The sequence below is a fragment of the Lentzea guizhouensis genome (assembly GCF_001701025.1).
GTDB classification, from domain to species: domain Bacteria; phylum Actinomycetota; class Actinomycetes; order Mycobacteriales; family Pseudonocardiaceae; genus Lentzea; species Lentzea guizhouensis.
On sequence record NZ_CP016793.1, the window covers coordinates 6,520,183 to 6,537,960 of the forward strand.

At 71.5% G+C, this 17,778-nt stretch carries 12 protein-coding genes; 8 read left to right on the forward strand and 4 right to left on the reverse strand.

Features of this window, described 5'->3' with window-relative positions; translation table 11 throughout:
- Positions 1 to 2: 2 nt before the first annotated feature.
- Genes BBK82_RS54665 through BBK82_RS31740 form a run of 7 tightly spaced genes read left to right on the forward strand, consistent with a single transcriptional unit; the run spans position 3 to position 10,549 of the window.
- A complete protein-coding gene (locus BBK82_RS54665) occupies positions 3 to 2,234 on the forward strand; it encodes an SDR family NAD(P)-dependent oxidoreductase (RefSeq protein ID WP_237047683.1) in 2,232 nt (743 codons plus the stop codon).
- The gene (locus tag BBK82_RS31715; RefSeq protein WP_065918273.1) at positions 2,222 to 5,902 is read left to right on the forward strand and encodes a type I polyketide synthase; all 3,681 of its coding nucleotides are present in this window, start codon (positions 2,222 to 2,224) and stop codon (positions 5,900 to 5,902) included. Before BBK82_RS54665 ends, BBK82_RS31715 begins: the two co-directional genes overlap by 13 nt.
- Positions 5,902 to 6,162 carry an acyl carrier protein gene (locus BBK82_RS31720; protein ID WP_065918274.1) on the forward strand — a complete coding sequence of 87 codons (261 nt, stop codon included), beginning with the start codon at positions 5,902 to 5,904 and terminating at the stop codon, positions 6,160 to 6,162. Before BBK82_RS31715 ends, BBK82_RS31720 begins: the two co-directional genes overlap by 1 nt.
- Complete coding sequence (locus tag BBK82_RS31725; RefSeq protein ID WP_065918275.1) at positions 6,155 to 6,925, forward strand: alpha/beta fold hydrolase; 771 nt, start codon at positions 6,155 to 6,157, stop codon at positions 6,923 to 6,925. Before BBK82_RS31720 ends, BBK82_RS31725 begins: the two co-directional genes overlap by 8 nt.
- Positions 6,922 to 8,049, forward strand: coding sequence for a glycosyltransferase (locus BBK82_RS31730; protein ID WP_065918276.1), 1,128 nt, complete (start codon positions 6,922 to 6,924; stop codon positions 8,047 to 8,049). The genes BBK82_RS31725 and BBK82_RS31730 overlap by 4 nt, the downstream gene beginning before the upstream one ends.
- Entirely contained in the window at positions 8,046 to 9,782 is a 1,737-nt protein-coding gene (locus BBK82_RS31735; protein ID WP_065918277.1) for a class I SAM-dependent methyltransferase, read from the forward strand. Before BBK82_RS31730 ends, BBK82_RS31735 begins: the two co-directional genes overlap by 4 nt.
- Complete coding sequence (locus BBK82_RS31740) at positions 9,779 to 10,549, forward strand: galactokinase (RefSeq protein ID WP_154697612.1); 771 nt, start codon at positions 9,779 to 9,781, stop codon at positions 10,547 to 10,549. Before BBK82_RS31735 ends, BBK82_RS31740 begins: the two co-directional genes overlap by 4 nt.
- Here BBK82_RS31740 and BBK82_RS31745 read toward each other — a convergent pair.
- From BBK82_RS31745 to BBK82_RS31755, 3 genes are all read right to left on the reverse strand, one after another.
- Positions 10,533 to 12,764: an exo-beta-d-1,3/1,6-glucosidase gene (locus BBK82_RS31745; protein ID WP_065918279.1), complete on the reverse strand. Its 2,232-nt coding sequence runs from the start codon at positions 12,762 to 12,764 to the stop codon at positions 10,533 to 10,535. The two genes, BBK82_RS31740 and BBK82_RS31745, sit on opposite strands and share 17 nt — an antisense overlap.
- A 228-nt stretch (positions 12,765 to 12,992) precedes the next feature.
- On the reverse strand, positions 12,993 to 13,502 hold the full coding sequence (locus BBK82_RS31750; RefSeq protein WP_065918280.1) for a hypothetical protein: 510 nt from the start codon (positions 13,500 to 13,502) through the stop codon (positions 12,993 to 12,995).
- 32 nt (positions 13,503 to 13,534) lie between these two features.
- Positions 13,535 to 14,581, reverse strand: coding sequence for a Kelch repeat-containing protein (locus BBK82_RS31755; RefSeq protein ID WP_065918281.1), 1,047 nt, complete (start codon positions 14,579 to 14,581; stop codon positions 13,535 to 13,537).
- A gap of 184 nt (positions 14,582 to 14,765) precedes the next feature.
- On the opposite strand from BBK82_RS31755, the gene BBK82_RS31760 reads away from it, so the two are divergent.
- On the forward strand, positions 14,766 to 16,316 hold the full coding sequence (locus BBK82_RS31760; protein ID WP_065918282.1) for an asparagine synthetase B family protein: 1,551 nt from the start codon (positions 14,766 to 14,768) through the stop codon (positions 16,314 to 16,316).
- Here the strand turns inward: BBK82_RS31760 and BBK82_RS31765 are convergent.
- Positions 16,313 to 17,737: a hypothetical protein gene (locus tag BBK82_RS31765; RefSeq protein ID WP_065918283.1), complete on the reverse strand. Its 1,425-nt coding sequence runs from the start codon at positions 17,735 to 17,737 to the stop codon at positions 16,313 to 16,315. The two genes, BBK82_RS31760 and BBK82_RS31765, sit on opposite strands and share 4 nt — an antisense overlap.
- Positions 17,738 to 17,778 lie beyond the last annotated feature (41 nt).

Sequence of the window (17,778 nt, forward strand, 5' to 3'; positions counted from 1 at the left end):
AGGTGGACGCGCGACCGCTCTTCGAGGACAGGGCCGAACCGGCCACGGCCGTGCCGCAACGGCCCAACTGGTACGTGGATGGAGGTCTCGTGCGGGACGCGAACGGCGAGGCACTGCCCGGCGGGCTGCGGCCCGCGACCGAGTTCCCGACGCTGCGGGCCGGATCGGGCCTGGGCCGGGACGAGATCGTCGAGAAGTTCCTGGACGGCATGCGGGACGCGGTCAGCGCCCAGCGCGACGTCCTGCTGAGCTACCTCGGCACCGCACCCGCGCCCGCCCCGGCACCGATGCCGGTCGTGGACGCCGTGGTGCACGCGCCGGAACCGGTTGCGCTGCAACAGGAAGACGTCGCCACGGTGGTGCTGCGGACGATCAGCACCCGCACCGGCTATCCGGTCGAGATGTTGCAGCCGGGCCTGGACCTGGAAGCGGACCTGTCGATCGACTCGATCAAGCGCACCGAGATCGTCGGCGAGCTCGTCCAGGAGCTGGGCGCGTCCGGTTCGGTCGACGAACTGGCACAGCTCAAGACGATCGAGGGCATCGTCGGCTGGTTCGGCGCGGCGGCTCCGGTCGCGGCCCCCGCCAAGGACGTGCGGGGCGTGGTGCTGCGGACGATCAGCACTCGCACCGGCTACCCGATGGAGATGTTGCAGCCGGGCCTGGACCTGGAAGCGGACCTGTCGATCGACTCGATCAAGCGCGCGGAGATCGTGGGCGAGCTGGTCCAGGAGCTGGGCGCCTCCGGGTCGGTGGACGACCTGGCGCAGCTCAAGACGATCGACGGGATCGTGGGCTGGTTCGGCGAAACCCCGGCCATCACCGCTCCGGCCGCCTCCGGCTCGCTCGCCGGTGCTGTGGCAGGAGGCGGTGAGCTGGTCGGCGGGCTGGTCGTCCGTGAGGCGGCCGGGAAGCTCGTGCGGCGCGTCCCGCAGGTCGTGGCCGCCGACCCGGCCGAGCCCGTCGACCTCACCGGCAAGACCGTGCTGATCATCGACGACAACGGCATCGGCCTCGAGCTCGCCGACCTCCTCGAAAAGCACAACGCCCGCCCGCGCATCGAGCCGAAGTTCCCCGCCGACCTCGCCGGCATCGACGTCGTGGTCCACCTCGGCGCCCGGCTGCCCGAGGCGTTCAGCGAGGTCAAGGCCTGCGTCACCACCGGCACGAACCTCGTCGTGGTCACCACCGGCGGCGGCACGTTCGGCTTCGACCACACCACCGACGAGCTGCCCGCGGACATCGGCCTGCACGGGCTGATCCGCACGGCCGCGCTCGAACACCCGGACCTGGTGGTGCGCGCGGTCGACCTCAACCCCAAGGAGAGCCACCGCGACATCGCCACCGCCCTGCTCGCCGAGCTCGGTGCCGGTCCGGCGGTCGTCGGCCACCAGGCCGGTCGCCGGCACGTCATCGAGGCCGTCGAGACCGAACCTGTCGGCGGTGACCTGCCGCTCGACGCCGACAGCGTGGTGCTGCTGACCGGTGGCGCCCGCGGCATCACGGCACTCGCCGCGATCGCACTCGCCGAACGCACCGGCTGCCACATCGAGCTGGTCGGCCGCACCCCGATCGCGCCCGAGGACCACCGCCTCGCGAACGCCACCACCGAACCCGAGCTCGTGAAGGCGCTGTTCGAGATCGGTGAGAAGGACCAGGTGCCCGCCAAGGCACGCAGGGTGCTCGCCGAACGTGAAGTCCGCCAGACCCTCGAACGGTTGCGCGCCAAGGCGTCGAGCGTCCGCTACCACCAGTGCGATGTCACCGGCGCTGAGGCCGTGGGCAGGGTGGTCGACGACATCAAGGCCCGGTTCGGCCGGCTCGACGGCGTGATCCACGGCGCGGGCGTGCTGGACGACAAGCTGATCGCCGACAAGACCCAGGAGTCGTTCGACCGGGTCTGGGCCACGAAGGTCAACGGCGCCAAGGCGTTCACCGACGGGTTCCTGGTGCTGTTCGGCAGCGTCAGCGGCGTGTTCGGCAACCGCGGCCAGGCCGACTACAGCGCCGCGAACGACGCGCTCGACCGGATGGCCAGGTTCTGGGGTCCGCACCGCAAGGTCGTCGCCGTCGACTGGGGCCCTTGGGCGGGCGCCGGGATGGCGGTGGGGCTCAGCGCGGAGTACGAACGCCGCGGCATCCCGCTGATCCAGCCGGACCAGGGCGTGGACGCGCTGCTCAACGAGATCGCCGCCGGGACCGACGTGCAGGTGGTCTACCAATGGGAGGCATAGCGATCGTCGGCATCGGCGCCGTCTTCCCCGGCGCGCCCGACGCCACGACGTTCTGGCGCAACATCGTGTCCGGTGTGGACGCCATCGGGCAGATCCCGCCCGGCCGCTGGGACCCGGCGACCTACTACGACCAGCACAGCACGAGCGGCGACCGGTTCTACTGCCGCAGGGGCGGCTTCGTCGACGACCTGGCCGAGTTCGACCCGACCAGGTTCGGCATCATGCCGTCCACCGTGGACGGCGCGGAGCCCGACCAGCTGCTCGCCCTCGCCACGGCCGCGGAAGCGATTGCGGACGCGGGCGGGGAGACCACACTGCCCGCAAAGGAACGGATCGGCGTCGTCGTCGGCCGCGGCGGTTACCTCACGCCCGGTTGCGCGCGGCTCGACCAGCGCGTCCGGCTCGCCGACGAGGTGCTCTCGGTCGTCCGCGACCTGTTCCCGGGGCTCGGCAGCGCGGAGCTCGGCACGGTCCGGCAGGCCATCCGCGACCGGTTCGGGCCCGAGCAGCCGGAGGCGTCGATCGGCCTGGTGCCGAACCTCGCCGCCTCCCGCATCGCCAACCGGTTCGACCTGCGCGGCACGGCTTACACGGTCGACGCTGCCTGCGCGTCCGGGCTGGTCGCGGTCGAGCACGCCGTCCGCGAGCTCCAGGAGGGCCGCGCGGACGCGATGCTGGCCGGTGCCGTGCACGTCTGCCACCACCCGACGCTGTGGAGCGTCTTCACGCAGCTCCGCGCGTTGAGCCCGAGTGAGCGCATCCGGCCGTTCGACGCCAACGCCGACGGCACGCTGCTGTCAGAAGGCGTCGGCATGGTGCTGCTCAAGCGCCTCGAAGACGTCGGTGACGAACGCGTCTACGCCGTGATCCGCGGCATCGGCACCGCGAGCGACGGCCGCGCGACCAGCATGATGACGCCCAACCCCGAGGGCCAGCTCCTCGCGGTGCAACGGGCATGGGCCAACGCCGAGCTCGACCCGCGCACCGACGCACCCGGCCTGATCGAGGCCCACGGCACCGCCACCCCTGCCGGCGATGCCGCCGAGCTGGCCACGATGGTCAACGCGTTCGGTGCCGAGGGCGACGAGATCGGCATCGGCACGGTGAAGTCGATGATCGGCCACGCCATGCCCGCCGCCGGGATGGCCGGGCTGATCAAGGCCGCCCTCGCGCTGCACCACCGCACGCTGCCGCCGACCCTGCACGTCGACCAGCCGCACACCGCGTTGCAGAACACCAGGTTCACACCGGTCAGCGAGGCCCGCCACTGGGAAGGCCCGCACCGCGCGGTCGTGAACGCGTTCGGCTTCGGCGGGATCAACGCCCACGCCGTGCTCGACGGCCACACGGTCGCGAAGCCGCGCAAGCAGGTCATGACGTTCGCCGCGGACACCGCCGACGAGCTGGTCAGTGCCGTGCGGGAACGCCGGCCCTCCACCGCCGACCGCGCGTTCCGGCTCGCCATCGGCAACCCCGACGACCGCAAGTTCACGCTCGCCGAGCGGGTCATCTCCCAGGGCAAGGCCTGGCCCGGCAGGCACGACATCTGGTTCTCCCCGCAGCCGCTCGTGACCAGCACCGACCAGGTCGCGTTCGTGTTTCCCGGTTTCGAGCGCGAGTTCACCGGCGAGGTCGTCGACCACGCGGTGAAGCTGCTGCAGGACGGCCGCCGCGAGGCTCGTGAGCTGATGGCACAGGGCATCACGCCCGGCGCGCTCGCCGGGCACAGCATGGGCGAGTGGACCGCCATGGTCGTCGGCGGCATCTACCCGACGATCGACCGGTTCGTCGACGCCCTCGGGCCGGGTGCCGTCGCGGTCGTCGACATCGCCTACGCCGCACTGGGTTGCTCCGCGGACACCGCCGAGCAGTACCTCGTCGAGGGCGTCACGATCAGCCACGACAACTGCCCGCACCAGTCGGTCATCTGCGGCCCGGTCGACCTCCTCGAACCGGTGCTGGAGACGCTCAAGGCCAACGGTGTGATGGCGCAGCTGATGCCGTTCCGCACCGGTTTCCACACGCCCGCGCTGGCCCCTTACCTCGGCCGCGCCAAGGAGATGCTCGACCAGCTGCCGGTCCGCACCTCGGACATCCCGGTCTGGTCGGCGAACTCGCTCGAACCCATGCGCGCCGAGGACGTCCGCGACCTGGTCCTGCGGCACCTCGTCGAACCGGTCCGGTTCCGGCCGCTGCTGCACCGCCTGCACTCCGCCGGGTTCCGCGCGTTCGTGCAGATCGGCCAGGGCAGCCTGCCGGGGTTCGTCGCCGACACCCTGTCCGACCGGCCGCACCTCGCCGTCAACCCCGACATCGCGCCGGAAGCCCTGTGGGCGTTCGGACTCAAGCGCGGCACCTCCCACCGGGTCCGGCTGCGGCTCGGCACCCCGAAGATCACGGTCGACCCGCTCGGCACCGACCCGCTCGGCACCGATTTGGGCGTGGTCGCCGACGACAGCCCGATGGCGGCGGCGGTCACCAGGCTCCTGGCGCACACCAACGCCGTGGCACGCGAGGTGGCCGGTGCGCTGCGGCCCAACGAGGCCGGGTTCACCCGCGAGTTCTCGTTGCGGACCATGCCGGAGCTCGTCGACCACTCGGTGTTCCCGCAGCCACCGGGCTGGCCCGACCTCGCCGACGGGTTCCCGATCGTGCCGGCGACCGGCCTGCTGGAGGTCTTCGCCGACGCCGCGCGCAGGCTGACCGGCGGAACCGTGCACGGGTTCGCCGACGTCAGGGCCAAGCGCTGGCTGACAGCGCTGCCCGCGACGACCGTGAAGATCAACGCGCGGGCCGAAGGTGCCGACCGGGTCGTGGTGAAGGTCGGTGACTACGCCGAGGGCGTCGTGCTGATGACCCCGGCGACCCCGCAGCCGCTGGAGATCCAGCTGCACGGCACTCGTGAGGCACCGGTCAGGGCCGACGAGCTCTACCGGGACAACTGGATGTTCCACGGCCCGGCGTTCGCGGGCGTGACCAGGATCGACGCGGTGGCGGACAACGGGATCTCCGGTGTGCTGACGCCGTTGTCGGCGCCGGGTGCGTTGCTGGACAGCGCCGGACAGCTGATCGGCCACTGGATGCAGGTCGTGCACACCGTCGACCAGACCGTGCTGCCGACCGGCATCGAACAGGTGTCGTTCCACGGCCCGGCGCCGACCGGGGACGTCCACTGCACGGCCAGGATCCGCACGGTGACCGCCCAGACCATGGTCGCCGACGCCGAACTGACGGTGAACGGCGTGCTGTGGTGCCGGATCACCGGCTGGACCACCCGCCGGTTCACCACCGACGACCGCATCTGGCAGGTCAAGCTGCGGCCGGGTGCGGAGATGCTGTCCACACAGGACGGTGAGTGGCTGCGGGTCACCGAGAACTGGTCCGACAGCGCCACCCGCGACCTGATCATGCGCCGCTACCTGAACTCCGCCGAACGAGCGCACTACGCCGGGCTCGACGTGCCCGCGCAACGCGACTGGCTGCTGCGGGTGATCGCGGTGAAGGACGCCGTCCGCTCGTGGCTGTGGAACCGCGGTGCCGGGCCGGTCTACCCCGCCGAGCTGACCGTCGACGCCGACGCGCGGGTGCGCGGGGCGTTCGCGGTGCCGCAGCTCGAAGTCGTTGCCGAACAAGGAAAAGCCGCCGCACGCGTGAAGACGGAGAAGTGATGGACGAGGTGCTGCAGCAGGTCGCAGAACTGATCACCGAGGTCGTCGGGCCGGACTTCCTGCTGGGCGTGGAGATCACCCGCGACACCACGTTCAGCGACGACCTCGGCCTGGAGTCGATCGAGTTCGTGGCGCTGGCCGACAAGCTCAACGCCCACTACGGCGTCGACCTGGTCGCGTTCCTCGCCGACATGGACATCGACGAGATCATGGCGATGTCCGTCGGCCGGCTCGTCGACCACATCACGGCTCGTGTCTGAGGTGCACGCCCGAGGGCTGCGGTTCCACGTGCAGCGGCTCGGGCCCACGGAGGACGTGCCGACCATCGTGTTCGTGCACGGGCTGGTCATGGACAACCTGTCCAGCTTCTACTACACGCTCGCGGCGCCGTTGGCCGCCAAGGGCTTTGGCACCGTGCTGTTCGACCTGCGCGGGCACGGCCTGTCCGAGCGGCCGTCGTCCGGGTACACGCCGGAGGAGAGCGCGCTCGACCTCGTGGCCGTGCTGGACGAGATCGGCATCACCGAGCCGGTCTACCTGCTGGGAAACAGCTACGGCGGCGTCGTCGCCATGCACGCGGCCGTCCAGTCGCCGGACCGCGTGGCCGGGGTGGTGCTGGTCGAGTCGGCGGTCGGGGGAGTGGTCGGCGACGCGTGGTTCGAGGACATCACGAACACGCTGACCGTCGCCGCGCTGGGTCTGGAGTTCGACCGCACGCAGGACCAGCTGATGGCGCTGGGCCAGCGCAAGATCGCCAAGCTCGCCGTGAACGCCAACGCGTTGCTCAACGGCACCACGCTGATCGACGACCTCGGCTCCGGTGCGAAGCTCGACCTGACGCAGGTGCAGTGCCCGGTGCTCGGCGTGTTCGGTGCGGAGTCCGAGCTGGTCGGCGCCGCGGCCGAGCTGTCGGAACGGATCCCGTCCTGCCGCCTGCACGTGGTGACCGGACTTGGCCACACCGTGCTGCGCGAGGCCACGGCCGAGCTGCTCGACGTGCTCTACGACTGGCTGCCCTCATGAGCCGGTTCCTGTTCGTCGTGCCGCCGCTGACCGGTCACATCAACCCGACCGCGTCCGTGGGCGGCGAGCTGCTCGCACGTGGCCACGACGTCGCGTGGGTCGGCCATCCCGGGACGCTCGCGCCCTTGTTGCCCGACGACGCCGTGGTGTTCCCGGCGATCGACGACGTGCTGGAAGCCGACATCAAAGCCAAGCGGGAGCGGTGGCTCGCGTTGCGCGGCATGGCGGTGCTGAAGTTCTTCTGGGAGGAGTTCCTCATCCCGCTCGGCCACGCGATGGAGCCCGGTGTGGCCGCCGCGGTGCGGGACTTCGCGCCGGACGTGCTCGTCGCCGACCAGCAGGCGCTGGCCGGGCCGGCGGTGGCGAACCAGGCCGGCGTGCCGTGGGTGACGTCGGCGGCGACTTCGGCCGAGCTGGTCAACCCGTTGCAGACCATGCCGAAGGTCGACGCCTGGGTGCGCGACCTGCTGCACGAGTACGCGGGCGGCGACATCCGGTTCTCCGACCGGCTGGTGCTGGTCTACAGCTCGAAGGCGTTGGTGTCCGGGGAGTTCGGCGACGAGGTGGCGTTCGTCGGGCCCGCGCTGACCCACCGGGTGGAACGGGTCGAGTTCCCGTGGGAGCGGCTGACCGGGCACCGGCGGGTGCTGATCTCGCTCGGCACGCTGAACGGCCCGGCGGGGGAGCGGTTCTTCGGCCAGGCGCTGGACGCCGTCGCGGACCTGGACGTCCAGGTGGTGATGGTGGCTCCCGAACGGCCCGTGCCCGCCAACGTGCTGCTGCGGCCGTCCGTTCCGCAGTTGGCGTTGATGCCCCACCTGGACGCCGTGATCACGCACGGCGGGCACAACACCGTCTGCGAGGCGCTGGCACACGGGTTGCCGCTGGTCGTGGCGCCGATCCGGGACGACCAGCCAACCGTGGCCGCCCAGGTGGTGGCGGCCGGAGCGGGCGTTCGCCTGACCTACTCGCGGGCCCGTTCGACCGATGTTCGCACCGCACTGGAATCCGTCCTGGGTGAGCCGGAGTACGCGGCCGCCGCGGAGCTGGTGCGGGAGTCCTTCATTGCTGCGGGTGGCGCGGCGACGGCCGCGGACCTACTGGAAAAGGTGGTGGCCGGGTGATCCTCACCGCGTTGGTGGTCTTGGTCGTCCTCGTGGACGTCCTGCGCCTGCGTTCCCGCGCGTCCAAGCTGCGTGTGCTCGCCATGGGCGCGGGCGAGCACAAGCTCCTCACCGCCACGGGAGTCCGCTCCGAGGACTCGTGGGACGCGGGTGACGCGGACCTGGTCGACCTGGTGCCGCGCGACCTGCCGACCGTGGCGGCGCTGGACCTGCTCGGCTCGGTCGACCCGGCGAAGTACCGGTCGGACCGGTGGGCGCGCGGGGCGAGCGCGTCGCAGGCCGTGCTGGTGCGCGACGAGTACGCGGAGACCGTCGACCCGGACGACCCGACGGAGCTCGTCGCGTTCGTCCGGCGGGTCAAGGACCACGTCCACGCCGAGGTGGACATCGCGGTCGCGCCGGGGCTCAAAGCCGGTCCGCACGACCTCGGGTACCGGGCGGCGACGCTGCGGCAGATCGGCAAGCGGCCGTCGTTGTGGATCGCGGGCTCGATGATCGGGTACGCCGTGGTGGCCGCGGCCGTGGTCGTCGACTGGCCGTGGGGCCTGGTCGCGCTGGCTGCGTACTGGGCGCACCCGGTTCTGGTCTTCGCCGGAACTCCGTTGCGGCCCAGGGACCTGTGGGTGCCGCGGTTCGTGCGCACGCCCTACCTGTGGCTGAAGACGGCCGGTGGCAAGAAGTCCACCGCCGAACTTCGCCAGGCCGAGACGCTGAAGCAGGCCGCTCCCTGGTACACCGAACGGCTCGGGCGCGACTACCACGAGGCCCGGCGCGACACCTGTCCTTCCTGCGGCAGCTCGGATCTGCGTCGCTGGGTGACGGCGCACGACCTGGTGCAGCGCAAGCCCGGCACGTTCACGATGGACCGCTGCGTCCGCTGTGCCCACGTGTGGCAGAACCCGCGGCTGTCCGAAGAAGGCTTGGGTTTCTACTACCGCGACTTCTACGACGGCCTGGGCGAGTCGTCGGCCGACGCCGTGTTCTCCGGCAAGACCGCGCCCTACTACGGCCGGGCGCGGATGGTGGAACCGTTCACCACACCCGCGCGCTGGCTGGACGTCGGCTCGGGGCACGCGCACTTCTGCCTGGGTGCCAAGGAGGTCCTGCCCGACACCGCGTTCGACGGGCTCGACCAGGGCGCGGCGATCGAGGACGCGGCCAGGCTCGGCCGGATCGAACAGGCGTACCGGGGCAGCTTCAAGGACTTCGCGGGCGAGCTCAAGGGCCGCTACGACGTGATCAGCATGCACCACTACCTGGAGCACGTGCGGGACCCGTGGGAGGAGCTGGACATCGCCGCGGACGTGCTGCCGGAGGGCGGCTACCTGCTCATCGAGCTGCCGGACCCGGAGTGGCGGCTCGGGCGGTTGTTCGGGCAGTACTGGATGCCGTGGTTCCAGCCGCAGCACCAGCACATGATGCCGATCGACAACCTGGAGCACGCGCTGGCCGACCGGGGGCTGATCACCGTCGCGCGCGAACGGTCGAAGGCCCACCTGTGCAACGACTTCACGCTCGCGTTGCTGCTGTTCCTGGGCGCCAAGGCCCCGCGGACGCCGGCGCCGTGGCGGCCGGAACGCGTGCGGCTGCGGCGGGTGCGCAGCTTCCTCGTGTGGACGCTGGGGATCCCGGCGTTCTTCGTGGCGGTCGCGCTCGACCAGACGGTGAACCGGTTCCTGGCGGCGCGCACTGACCGCGGCAACGCCTACCGGCTGCTGGCGCTCAAGGCATGACCGGCGTGGACGCGGTCGACATCGCGGACCGGCCGGACGTCGCCCCGGAGCTGCGACTGGTGCCACACGCGTTCCGGCGCACGTTCGGGCGGTCGGCGGCGGGTGTCTGGTACGCGCCCGGTGTGCTGCGGCTGCTGGGCGGTGCGGTGCGGGTGCCGGGCAAGTGGGGCGCGATCGTCGCCGGTGACCGGCGTGACGACGGGCTGCTGGAGCTGGTGTCGGTGAACCGGCCGACCGAGCGCGCGTTGGTGCCGTCGGACGAGGTGCCCGCGTGGGCGCTGCCCGTGCGGGGTGCGGGTGGTGGGGCGACGTTGATGTGCAGCGTCGACCTGCCGCAGGGCAGTGGACTGTCGGCAGGGCTCGCGTTGCGGGCGGCCGTGGGGCTGGCGTTGCGCGAGCTGGCCGGGGTGGCGTTCGAGGAGGAGCCCGTCGTCCCGCTCGACCTGCCGGGGCAGCGGCTGCTCGTCGTCGACACGCGGGTGCGCCGGGTCGAACCGCAGGTGGAACGGCCTTGGGCGGGTGACACCGCTGACCTCGGGGCCGCGTTGACCGCCTACCACGCGGCCCAGGACTCGGACCCGGAGCAGGACGTCGTCGTGCGGGCGGCACTGGAGGCGGGTGCCCGTGGTGCGAGCCTGCTGGTCGACCCGCCCGGCCGGCCCGCGGTCGCGTTGGTGGACGCGGACCTCGTGCCGGCCGTGAAGCGGGCCATCACCGGGGCGGCGGAGCTGCCGCCCCGCTACCTGACGATCAGCACGGCGCCTTGACGGTGAACTCGGCCCTGCGCAGGGCCGAGTCCTTCGACGACGGCCCGACGAGCAGCACGAACTCGCCGGGCTCGACGACCCGGTTGCCCAGCGCGTCCACGATCGAGCACGCGGACACCGGCACCTCCAGCCGCACCGTGACGCTCTCTCCCGGCGCCACGTCGACCTGCTGGAACGCCTTGAGCTCCTTGTCCGCCCAGCTCACCGACGTCACCGCGTCGCTCACGTAGACCTGCACGGTTTCGCGCGAGGGCCGGGACCCGGTGTTGCGCAGGGTGATCGAGGCCTCGACGGTCTCGTCCGGGCCCAGCACCGCCTTGTCGACGTGCAGGTCGGAGTACTCGACCGTGGTGAACGACAGACCCTCGCCGAACGCGAACGCCGGCTCCTGGGTCAGGTCGGCGTAGCGCGTGCCGTGCTGGCCGCGGATCTGGTTGTAGTAGGTCGGCTGCTGGCCCGCGTGCGCCGCGAACGAGATCGGCAACCGGCCGCTGGGCTCGATCAGGCCGTGGATCAGCTCGGCGATCGCCCGGCCGCCCTGCATGCCGGGGTTCGCGACCCACAGCACCGCGGCGGCGTTGCGGGCGCTCTCCGGCAGCACCAGCGGCTTCGAGGCCAGCAGCACCACGATCAGCGGCTTGCCGGTCTCCGCGAGCGCGTCGAGCAGTGCGATCTGGCCGCCGATCAGGTCGAGCGTGGCGGTGGAACGACCCTCGCCGACCAGTTCGATGCGGTCACCGACGACGGCGACGACGTGGTCGGCGTCCTGCGCGGCCGCGACCGCCTCGGCGATGAGCTCGGCGTTCGGCGGGCACGGCGCGACGATCTTCGGCCGCGGCTGGCCGTCGGGGAACGTGTCACCCTCGGGGTCGGGTTCGAGCGTGAGGATGTCGGCGCCCTGGGCGTAGGTGACCTCGGAGAACTCCCGGAGGCCGTCCAGCACCGTGGTGATCATGTCGCGCGGCTGTCCGTCGGGCAGCCAGTCGGCCTGACCCGACGATCCGGCCCAGTCGCCGAGCTGGGTCTGCGCGTCGTCCGCGAGCGGCCCGACGAGCGCGATCTTGCCCTTTCGAACGGGCAGCACGCCGTCGTTCTTCAGCAGCACCAGCGACCGGCGCGCCACGTCGAGGTTCAACGCGGCGTGGTCGGCGTGGTTGATCATCGTCCGCTGGCGCTCGGTGTCGGGCCGGCGCGGGTTCTCGAACAGCCCCAGCTCGAACTTGAGCGTCAGGATGCGGGTGACCGCGCGGTCGAGGTCCTCCTCAGCCAGCAACCCGTCCTCTACGGCCTGCAGCGCGCCCTCGAAGAACTGCGGGGTGGTCATGATCATGTCGTTGCCGGCCTTCACGGCGGCCGCGGCGGCGTGGGCGTGGTCGGGCTGGACCTTCTGCTCCCAGACCATGCGCCCGACGTTGTCCCAGTCGGTGATCAGCGTGCCCTGGTAGCCCCACTCGCCGCGCAGGACCTCGTCGAGCAGCCACGAGTTGACCGTGATCGGCACGCCGTCGGTGGTCTGGTAGCCGAGCATGAACGTCGCACAACCCTCGCGCGCGACCCGTTCGAACGGCGGCAGGAACCACGAGCGCAGCTTGCGCCGGGAGAGGTCCGCCTCGCTCGCGTCCCGCCCGCCCTGCGTCTCCGAGTAGCCGGCGAAGTGCTTGGCGGTGGCGAGGATGGCCGTCTCGTCGGCCAGCCCGTCACCCTGGTAGCCGCGGACCATGGCCGCCGCGAGCTCCCCGATCAGCACCGGGTCCTCGCCGAACGTCTCGTCGATCCGGCCCCAGCGCAGGTCGCGCGCGATGCACAGCACCGGCGAGAACGTCCAGTGCACACCGGTCGCGGCGGCCTCGACCGCGGTGACCCTGGCGACCTGCTCGACCAACTGCGGGTCCCAGGTCGCGGCCATGGCGAGCTGGGTCGGGAAGATCGTGGCGCCCTCGTGGAACGAGTGGCCGTGGATGCAGTCCTCGGCGATGAGCAGCGGGATCCGCAGCTTGGTCCGGCTCGTGAGGTCGTGCGCGCGCAGGACCCGTTCGGGCGAGGTGTGCAGGATCGAGCCCACGTGCTTGCGCAGCACGTGGTCGTCCAGGTCCTCCCTCGAGTCCAGCTGCATCATCTGCCCGACCTTCTCGGGCAGTGTCATGCGCTTGAGCAGATCGCCGACTCGGGCGGCGATCGGCAGGGTGGCGTCGAGGTAGGGCTCGTCCTGATCCATGTGGTCTCCGGAAGGGCTCGTGCTGCAGCGGCGTGGGAGCGCTCTCATACGAGTATATGAAACCGGTTCCGCGCGGAAGCGGTTTTCCGGATTCCGGTACAAACGGATCGGTCCAGGAGCAGCCGAACAGGACAAACCGGCCGGGCGGGCGGCCGTTTGGTCTCCACCAAAAGGTACTGGGCGCGGCCGGGTGTGTCGCGCGGAGGTGGTTCGGGGCGCGTGGACGAGCTAGCGAGCGGCCTTCTCGCCCTTCGGGGAGATCGCGAACCACGTGCCGTCGGTGCCGTGGCCGGTCGCGTCACCGGCCTGTTCGTCGTCGACGAAGCGGTGGACCGGGTGGCCTGCGATGGTGACCTGTTCGAGGCCGTCGGGGCGCTTCACCGTGCCCAGCAGCGACCGGTCGACGCCGGTCGCCTCGAACTGGCCGCCGCGGGCCAGCAGCGGGGGCCAGGTGAGCGTGCACTCGGGTTCGAGGCAGGTGGGCTTCGGCGGGGTGGTGCTGTCCTCGGTGGTGAGGTACAGCGTGTAGCCCTGGCCGTCGGCGACGACGGGGCCCACCTCGGGCGACTCCGCCACCTGCAGTGTCGCGATGTCGCCCGGCAGGACGGAGGTGGGGCCGGCCACGGGACCGGCCGCCGCCTCCGGTTCGCCGGGGGTCGCCGTGTCGTTCTCCGGCTCGGCACCGCAGGCGCTGAGGGTCATCAGGGCGAGGACGAGGAGGACGACGATTCGGCTCACGCCCGGGATTACGGACGAGGAGCGCTGCCAGTTCAGCGGGGGCGGTAGGCGTCGTTGACGTCCATCGGGGCGCCACCGCCGCGGTTGCCGCCGCCGGGGACGTAGATCGTGTCGCCGATGCCCACGGCCGCGGTGCCGTGGCGGGGGACGGGCATGGGGGCGAGCCGCTCCCAGGTGTCGCGGCGGGTGTCGTAGGCCTCGGTCTCGTCGAAGACCGTGTTCACGCCGTTCACGACGCGGCCCTCGCCGCCGAACGTGTAGATCTTGGTGCCGACCACGGCCGAGGCGATGCCGCCGCGCGGCGTGGGCATCGGGGCGCGTTCGGTCCAGCGGCCGCCGGGCAGGTCGAGGGAGTAGACGGTGTCGCGGACGTTCACCTGGCCGCGGTCCCGGCCGCCGAGGACGTAGAACGTGCGGCCGACGATGGCGCCGCCGACGTGGTCGCGGGCTTCCGGGAGGGAGGGCAGGGTCGTCCAGCGGCGGGTCAGCACGTCGTAGGAGTGCACGTCGGCGACGGTGTCCTGCAGGCCGCCGGGGCCGGGCGTGAGGGTGCGCATGCCGCCGGCCAGGTAGACGCGGGTGCCGAACACGCCCATCGCGGCGCTGCCGCGTTCGGTGCCCGCCGGCATCGGCGGGAGCGCGGTCCACCGGTCGGTGGCGGGGTGGTAGACGAAGCTGTCGCGCATCGCCTGCCACGACGCACCGCCGGAGAGGCCCCCGAGCACGTGGAGGCGGCCGCCGACCGCCACGACGTTCGGGTGGTTCATCGCCACGGGCAGCGGGGCGGCGCGGCGCCAGGTGTTCGCACGGGTGTCGTAGACCTCGACGTCCGGCACGGTGACGACGCCGCCGTTGCCGTCCGGGCGGATGCCGCCGACGACGTACACGTGCCGGCCGATGGCGGCGACGCTGTGCTCCTGGCGCGGGCCGCCGGCGATCGGGGCGAGCTGCTGCCACCCGCCGCCGTAGACCGCCGCCGGTGCCGGGGCGACCGGTGCGACCGGGTGGTCCGGATGGGCATGGGCGCTGACAGGTGCGGTCATCACCAGGGCCAACGCGACAACGAGGGTGCGTTTCACACGGTCCTCCAAGGTTGTTTAACGCCGTTATGGACCTTTGTATCGACGCTAACAGAAGGTGTGTAACGCTGCAAACATTTCATATAGTGCAGTTATATCGGCGAGTTCGGCCTGTGCTGCGAACTGCTCACCCGGCTCACCGCATCTAGGTGTTCGCCCAGGTAGAACCCGGTTCACTTCCTCCATGTGCGGAATCACCGGTTGGGTCGGCTTCGGGCAGGACCCCACCATCCGGCACGACGTCCTCGCGGCCATGACCGCGACGCTGACCCCGCGCGGCCCGGCCTCGGGAGGCATGTGGACGTCCGAGCACGCCGCGCTCGGCCACCGCGGGATCGGCACGGCGACCACGCAGCCGATGTCGGCAGGGCACGTCACGACCACCACCGACTGCGAGGTCCTCAACTTCCAGGAACTGCGCGCTGACCTGCGCGGACGCGGCCACCGGTTCAGCACGGACACCGACACCGAGGTCGTGCTGCGCGGCTACCTGGAGTGGGGGCTGGGCGTCGCGGAACGGCTCAACGGCACCTTCGCGTTCGCGCTGTGGGACGCCCGCGCGCAACGGCTCGTGCTGGTGCGCGACCGGCTGGGCGTGAAGCCGCTGCACTACTGCCCGACCCCGAACGGCGCGGTGTTCGGCTCCGAGCCCAAGGCGGTCCTGGCCCACCCCGACATCGCCCGCAAGATCGACGCGGACGGCCTGCGCGAGCTGTTCACCCTGGTCCGCACACCCGGTCACGCCTGCTGGGCCGGCCTGCGCGAGGTCAGGCCGGGCACCGTGCTCACCGTCGACCGCTCCGGCGTCAGGGAGCACGTCTACTGGCGGCTGGAGACCGAGCCGCACCTCGACGACGCCGACACCACCGCGAAGGAGGTCCGCCGGCTGCTGGAGGACTCGCTCGCGCACCAGTTCGCACCGGAGGTGCTGCCGGGTGGCCTCGGCACGAGTGCGATCACGGCGTTGACCGGCGCGCGCACGTGCGCACCGACGACCGCCGAACCGGACCTCGTCGCCCTGCGCGAGGACGTGGTCAGGGCCTGCGACCTGCCGCTCGGCCTGGGCGAGCTGACCAGGCTCGACCTGCTGCGGGCCGTGCGGCAACGCGTGGACGTCGTGCTGTCCGGCGATGGCGCGGACGAGCTGTTCGGCGGCTACCCCTGGTACCACCACCCGGTCGTCCAGCAGGCGCGCACGTTCCCGTGGCTGGTCGGCGCGGGCGCGCCGTTCCTGCATCGGGACGTCCGGGAGTGGCTCGACCTGGACACCTATGCCGTCGACGCCTGCGCCACGGCGGTGCGGGAGATCGCGCGGCTGCCCGGTGAGCCGGACCAGGCCTGGCGGCTGCGGAAGATGACCTACCTGCACCTCACCCGGTTCCTGCGGGTGCTGCTCGACCGCACGGACCGGCTGGCAGCGGCGGCGGGCCTGCGGGTGCGGTTGCCGTTCGCCGACCACCGGCTGGTGGAGTACGTCTACAACGCGCCTCAACCGTTCGACGGCGCCGAACGGGGCCTGCTGCACGCGGCGGTCTCCGACCGGCTCCCGGCGTGGAGCGAACCACCGGCCGAGCACGGTGCCGTCGAACTGCCCGCTGACCACCCGGTGTTCGACCTGGTCGACCGGGCGTGGCTCGCGACGGCCGCGGACGACCCCGCGACACGGCGTGCGGTCGAGCAGGTGCTGGACCTCGCGGTCTGGCTGGAGGTGCACCGGCCCGAGATCGTCCGTTAGAACAGGAAGATGAACCGCAGGAACTGCACGACCAGGAACAGTCCAGGCACCAGCAGCAGCACCTTGCCGTAGACCGCGAGCAACTGGCCGTTGGTCCGCACACCCAGCCCCCTGCGGTTGGAGCCGATCACCCGCAACGCCTCCTGCATCGCCCGGGCCACGTAGAACACCGGCGACCCGTACCGGTTCTTCTCACCGGGGAACGGCCCGACCCCCTGCACCTGCCCGACCCAGTTCCGGTCGAACGCCACCACCGCCGCGGTCCACCGTTCGTCATCGATCGTCACCTTGACCGGCTTCGGCAGGTGGGCGTCGAGCCGGTCGGCGAGGTCCTGCCGGCCACCGGGGATGAGCAGCACGAGCTTGCCCGGCGGCTGCGTCGCGACCGCCTGGTCGACCTCCCACCACACCCCGTCGCCGTCACCGAGCCGCAGCACGATGAGCTGGGACATCTCCATCAGCTGGAGAACGCCTGCCTGCCAATCCTCGTCAGGCAGGTAGAACCGCGCCGCGCCCAGCCGTGGCAATGCCTCCCGTGGCTGCCCCACGGCGACCACGGGCCCGAAGGCGCCCAACGCGCCGATGAGCTGCTCCTCGCGCGAGTGGATCGTCAACATGCCCATCGGCAACGCACCGGGCAGCCCGTCCACCACCGCCGCGTCCGGATCGTCACCGAACCCGCGCAGGTACAGCACCGGCCGCCGCCAGTCCGCCCGCAACGCCTGCGCCGCACCTCGCACCGACCTCGGCCGCGAGTACCTGAGCACGAAGTACGCGATCGGCAACGCGATCACCCCGCCCGCCAGGAACAGTCCGCGCACCGCCCACGGCAGCTCGTTGGCCCTGGTCGCCGCCACCACGGCGACGAACCCGGCCACCAGCAGCACATACCCAACCCCGCTGACCAGCAGGAACACCGGCCGCCGCCACACGGGCCGCTTCGGCACGACCTGGCTGACCACCTCGACGACGTCGGCGTTGGCCTTCTGCCGTTGACGCCTGAACACCAATGCGGCAGCAGCGAACACGGCCGCTATGACCACCCACGGCACGGCGCGCGCACTCGACTCGTCGAACTCCGCGTCGAGCTTGGCCTGGTCCTCGACGATCTCGTCGGGCAGGTCGTTGGCGTAGCTCCGGGAACGCTCGAACCTGCCTTCCCCGGCCAGATCCGCGGCGAGCCCGGTCGAGATGTAGCTGTCGCCGCCGCTGGGGTGACGCCCGTCGAACCAGTCGTCGATGGCGCGGATCTCGTCGACGTCCTTGCGGTCGATCGCGCTCAGCAACGCGGTGGCCTTCGTCGGCGCGTCCTCGAACGACAGGCTCTTGCGCAGGTCGACGCCCGCCGTGATGGCCAGCATCAAGGCGATGTAGCCGAGGACGACGGCCACCGCGGTGATGACCCTGCTCCAGGTGCGCACGGCGAGATCTGATCACGGTGGAGGCCGCCGCCGACCGGTTT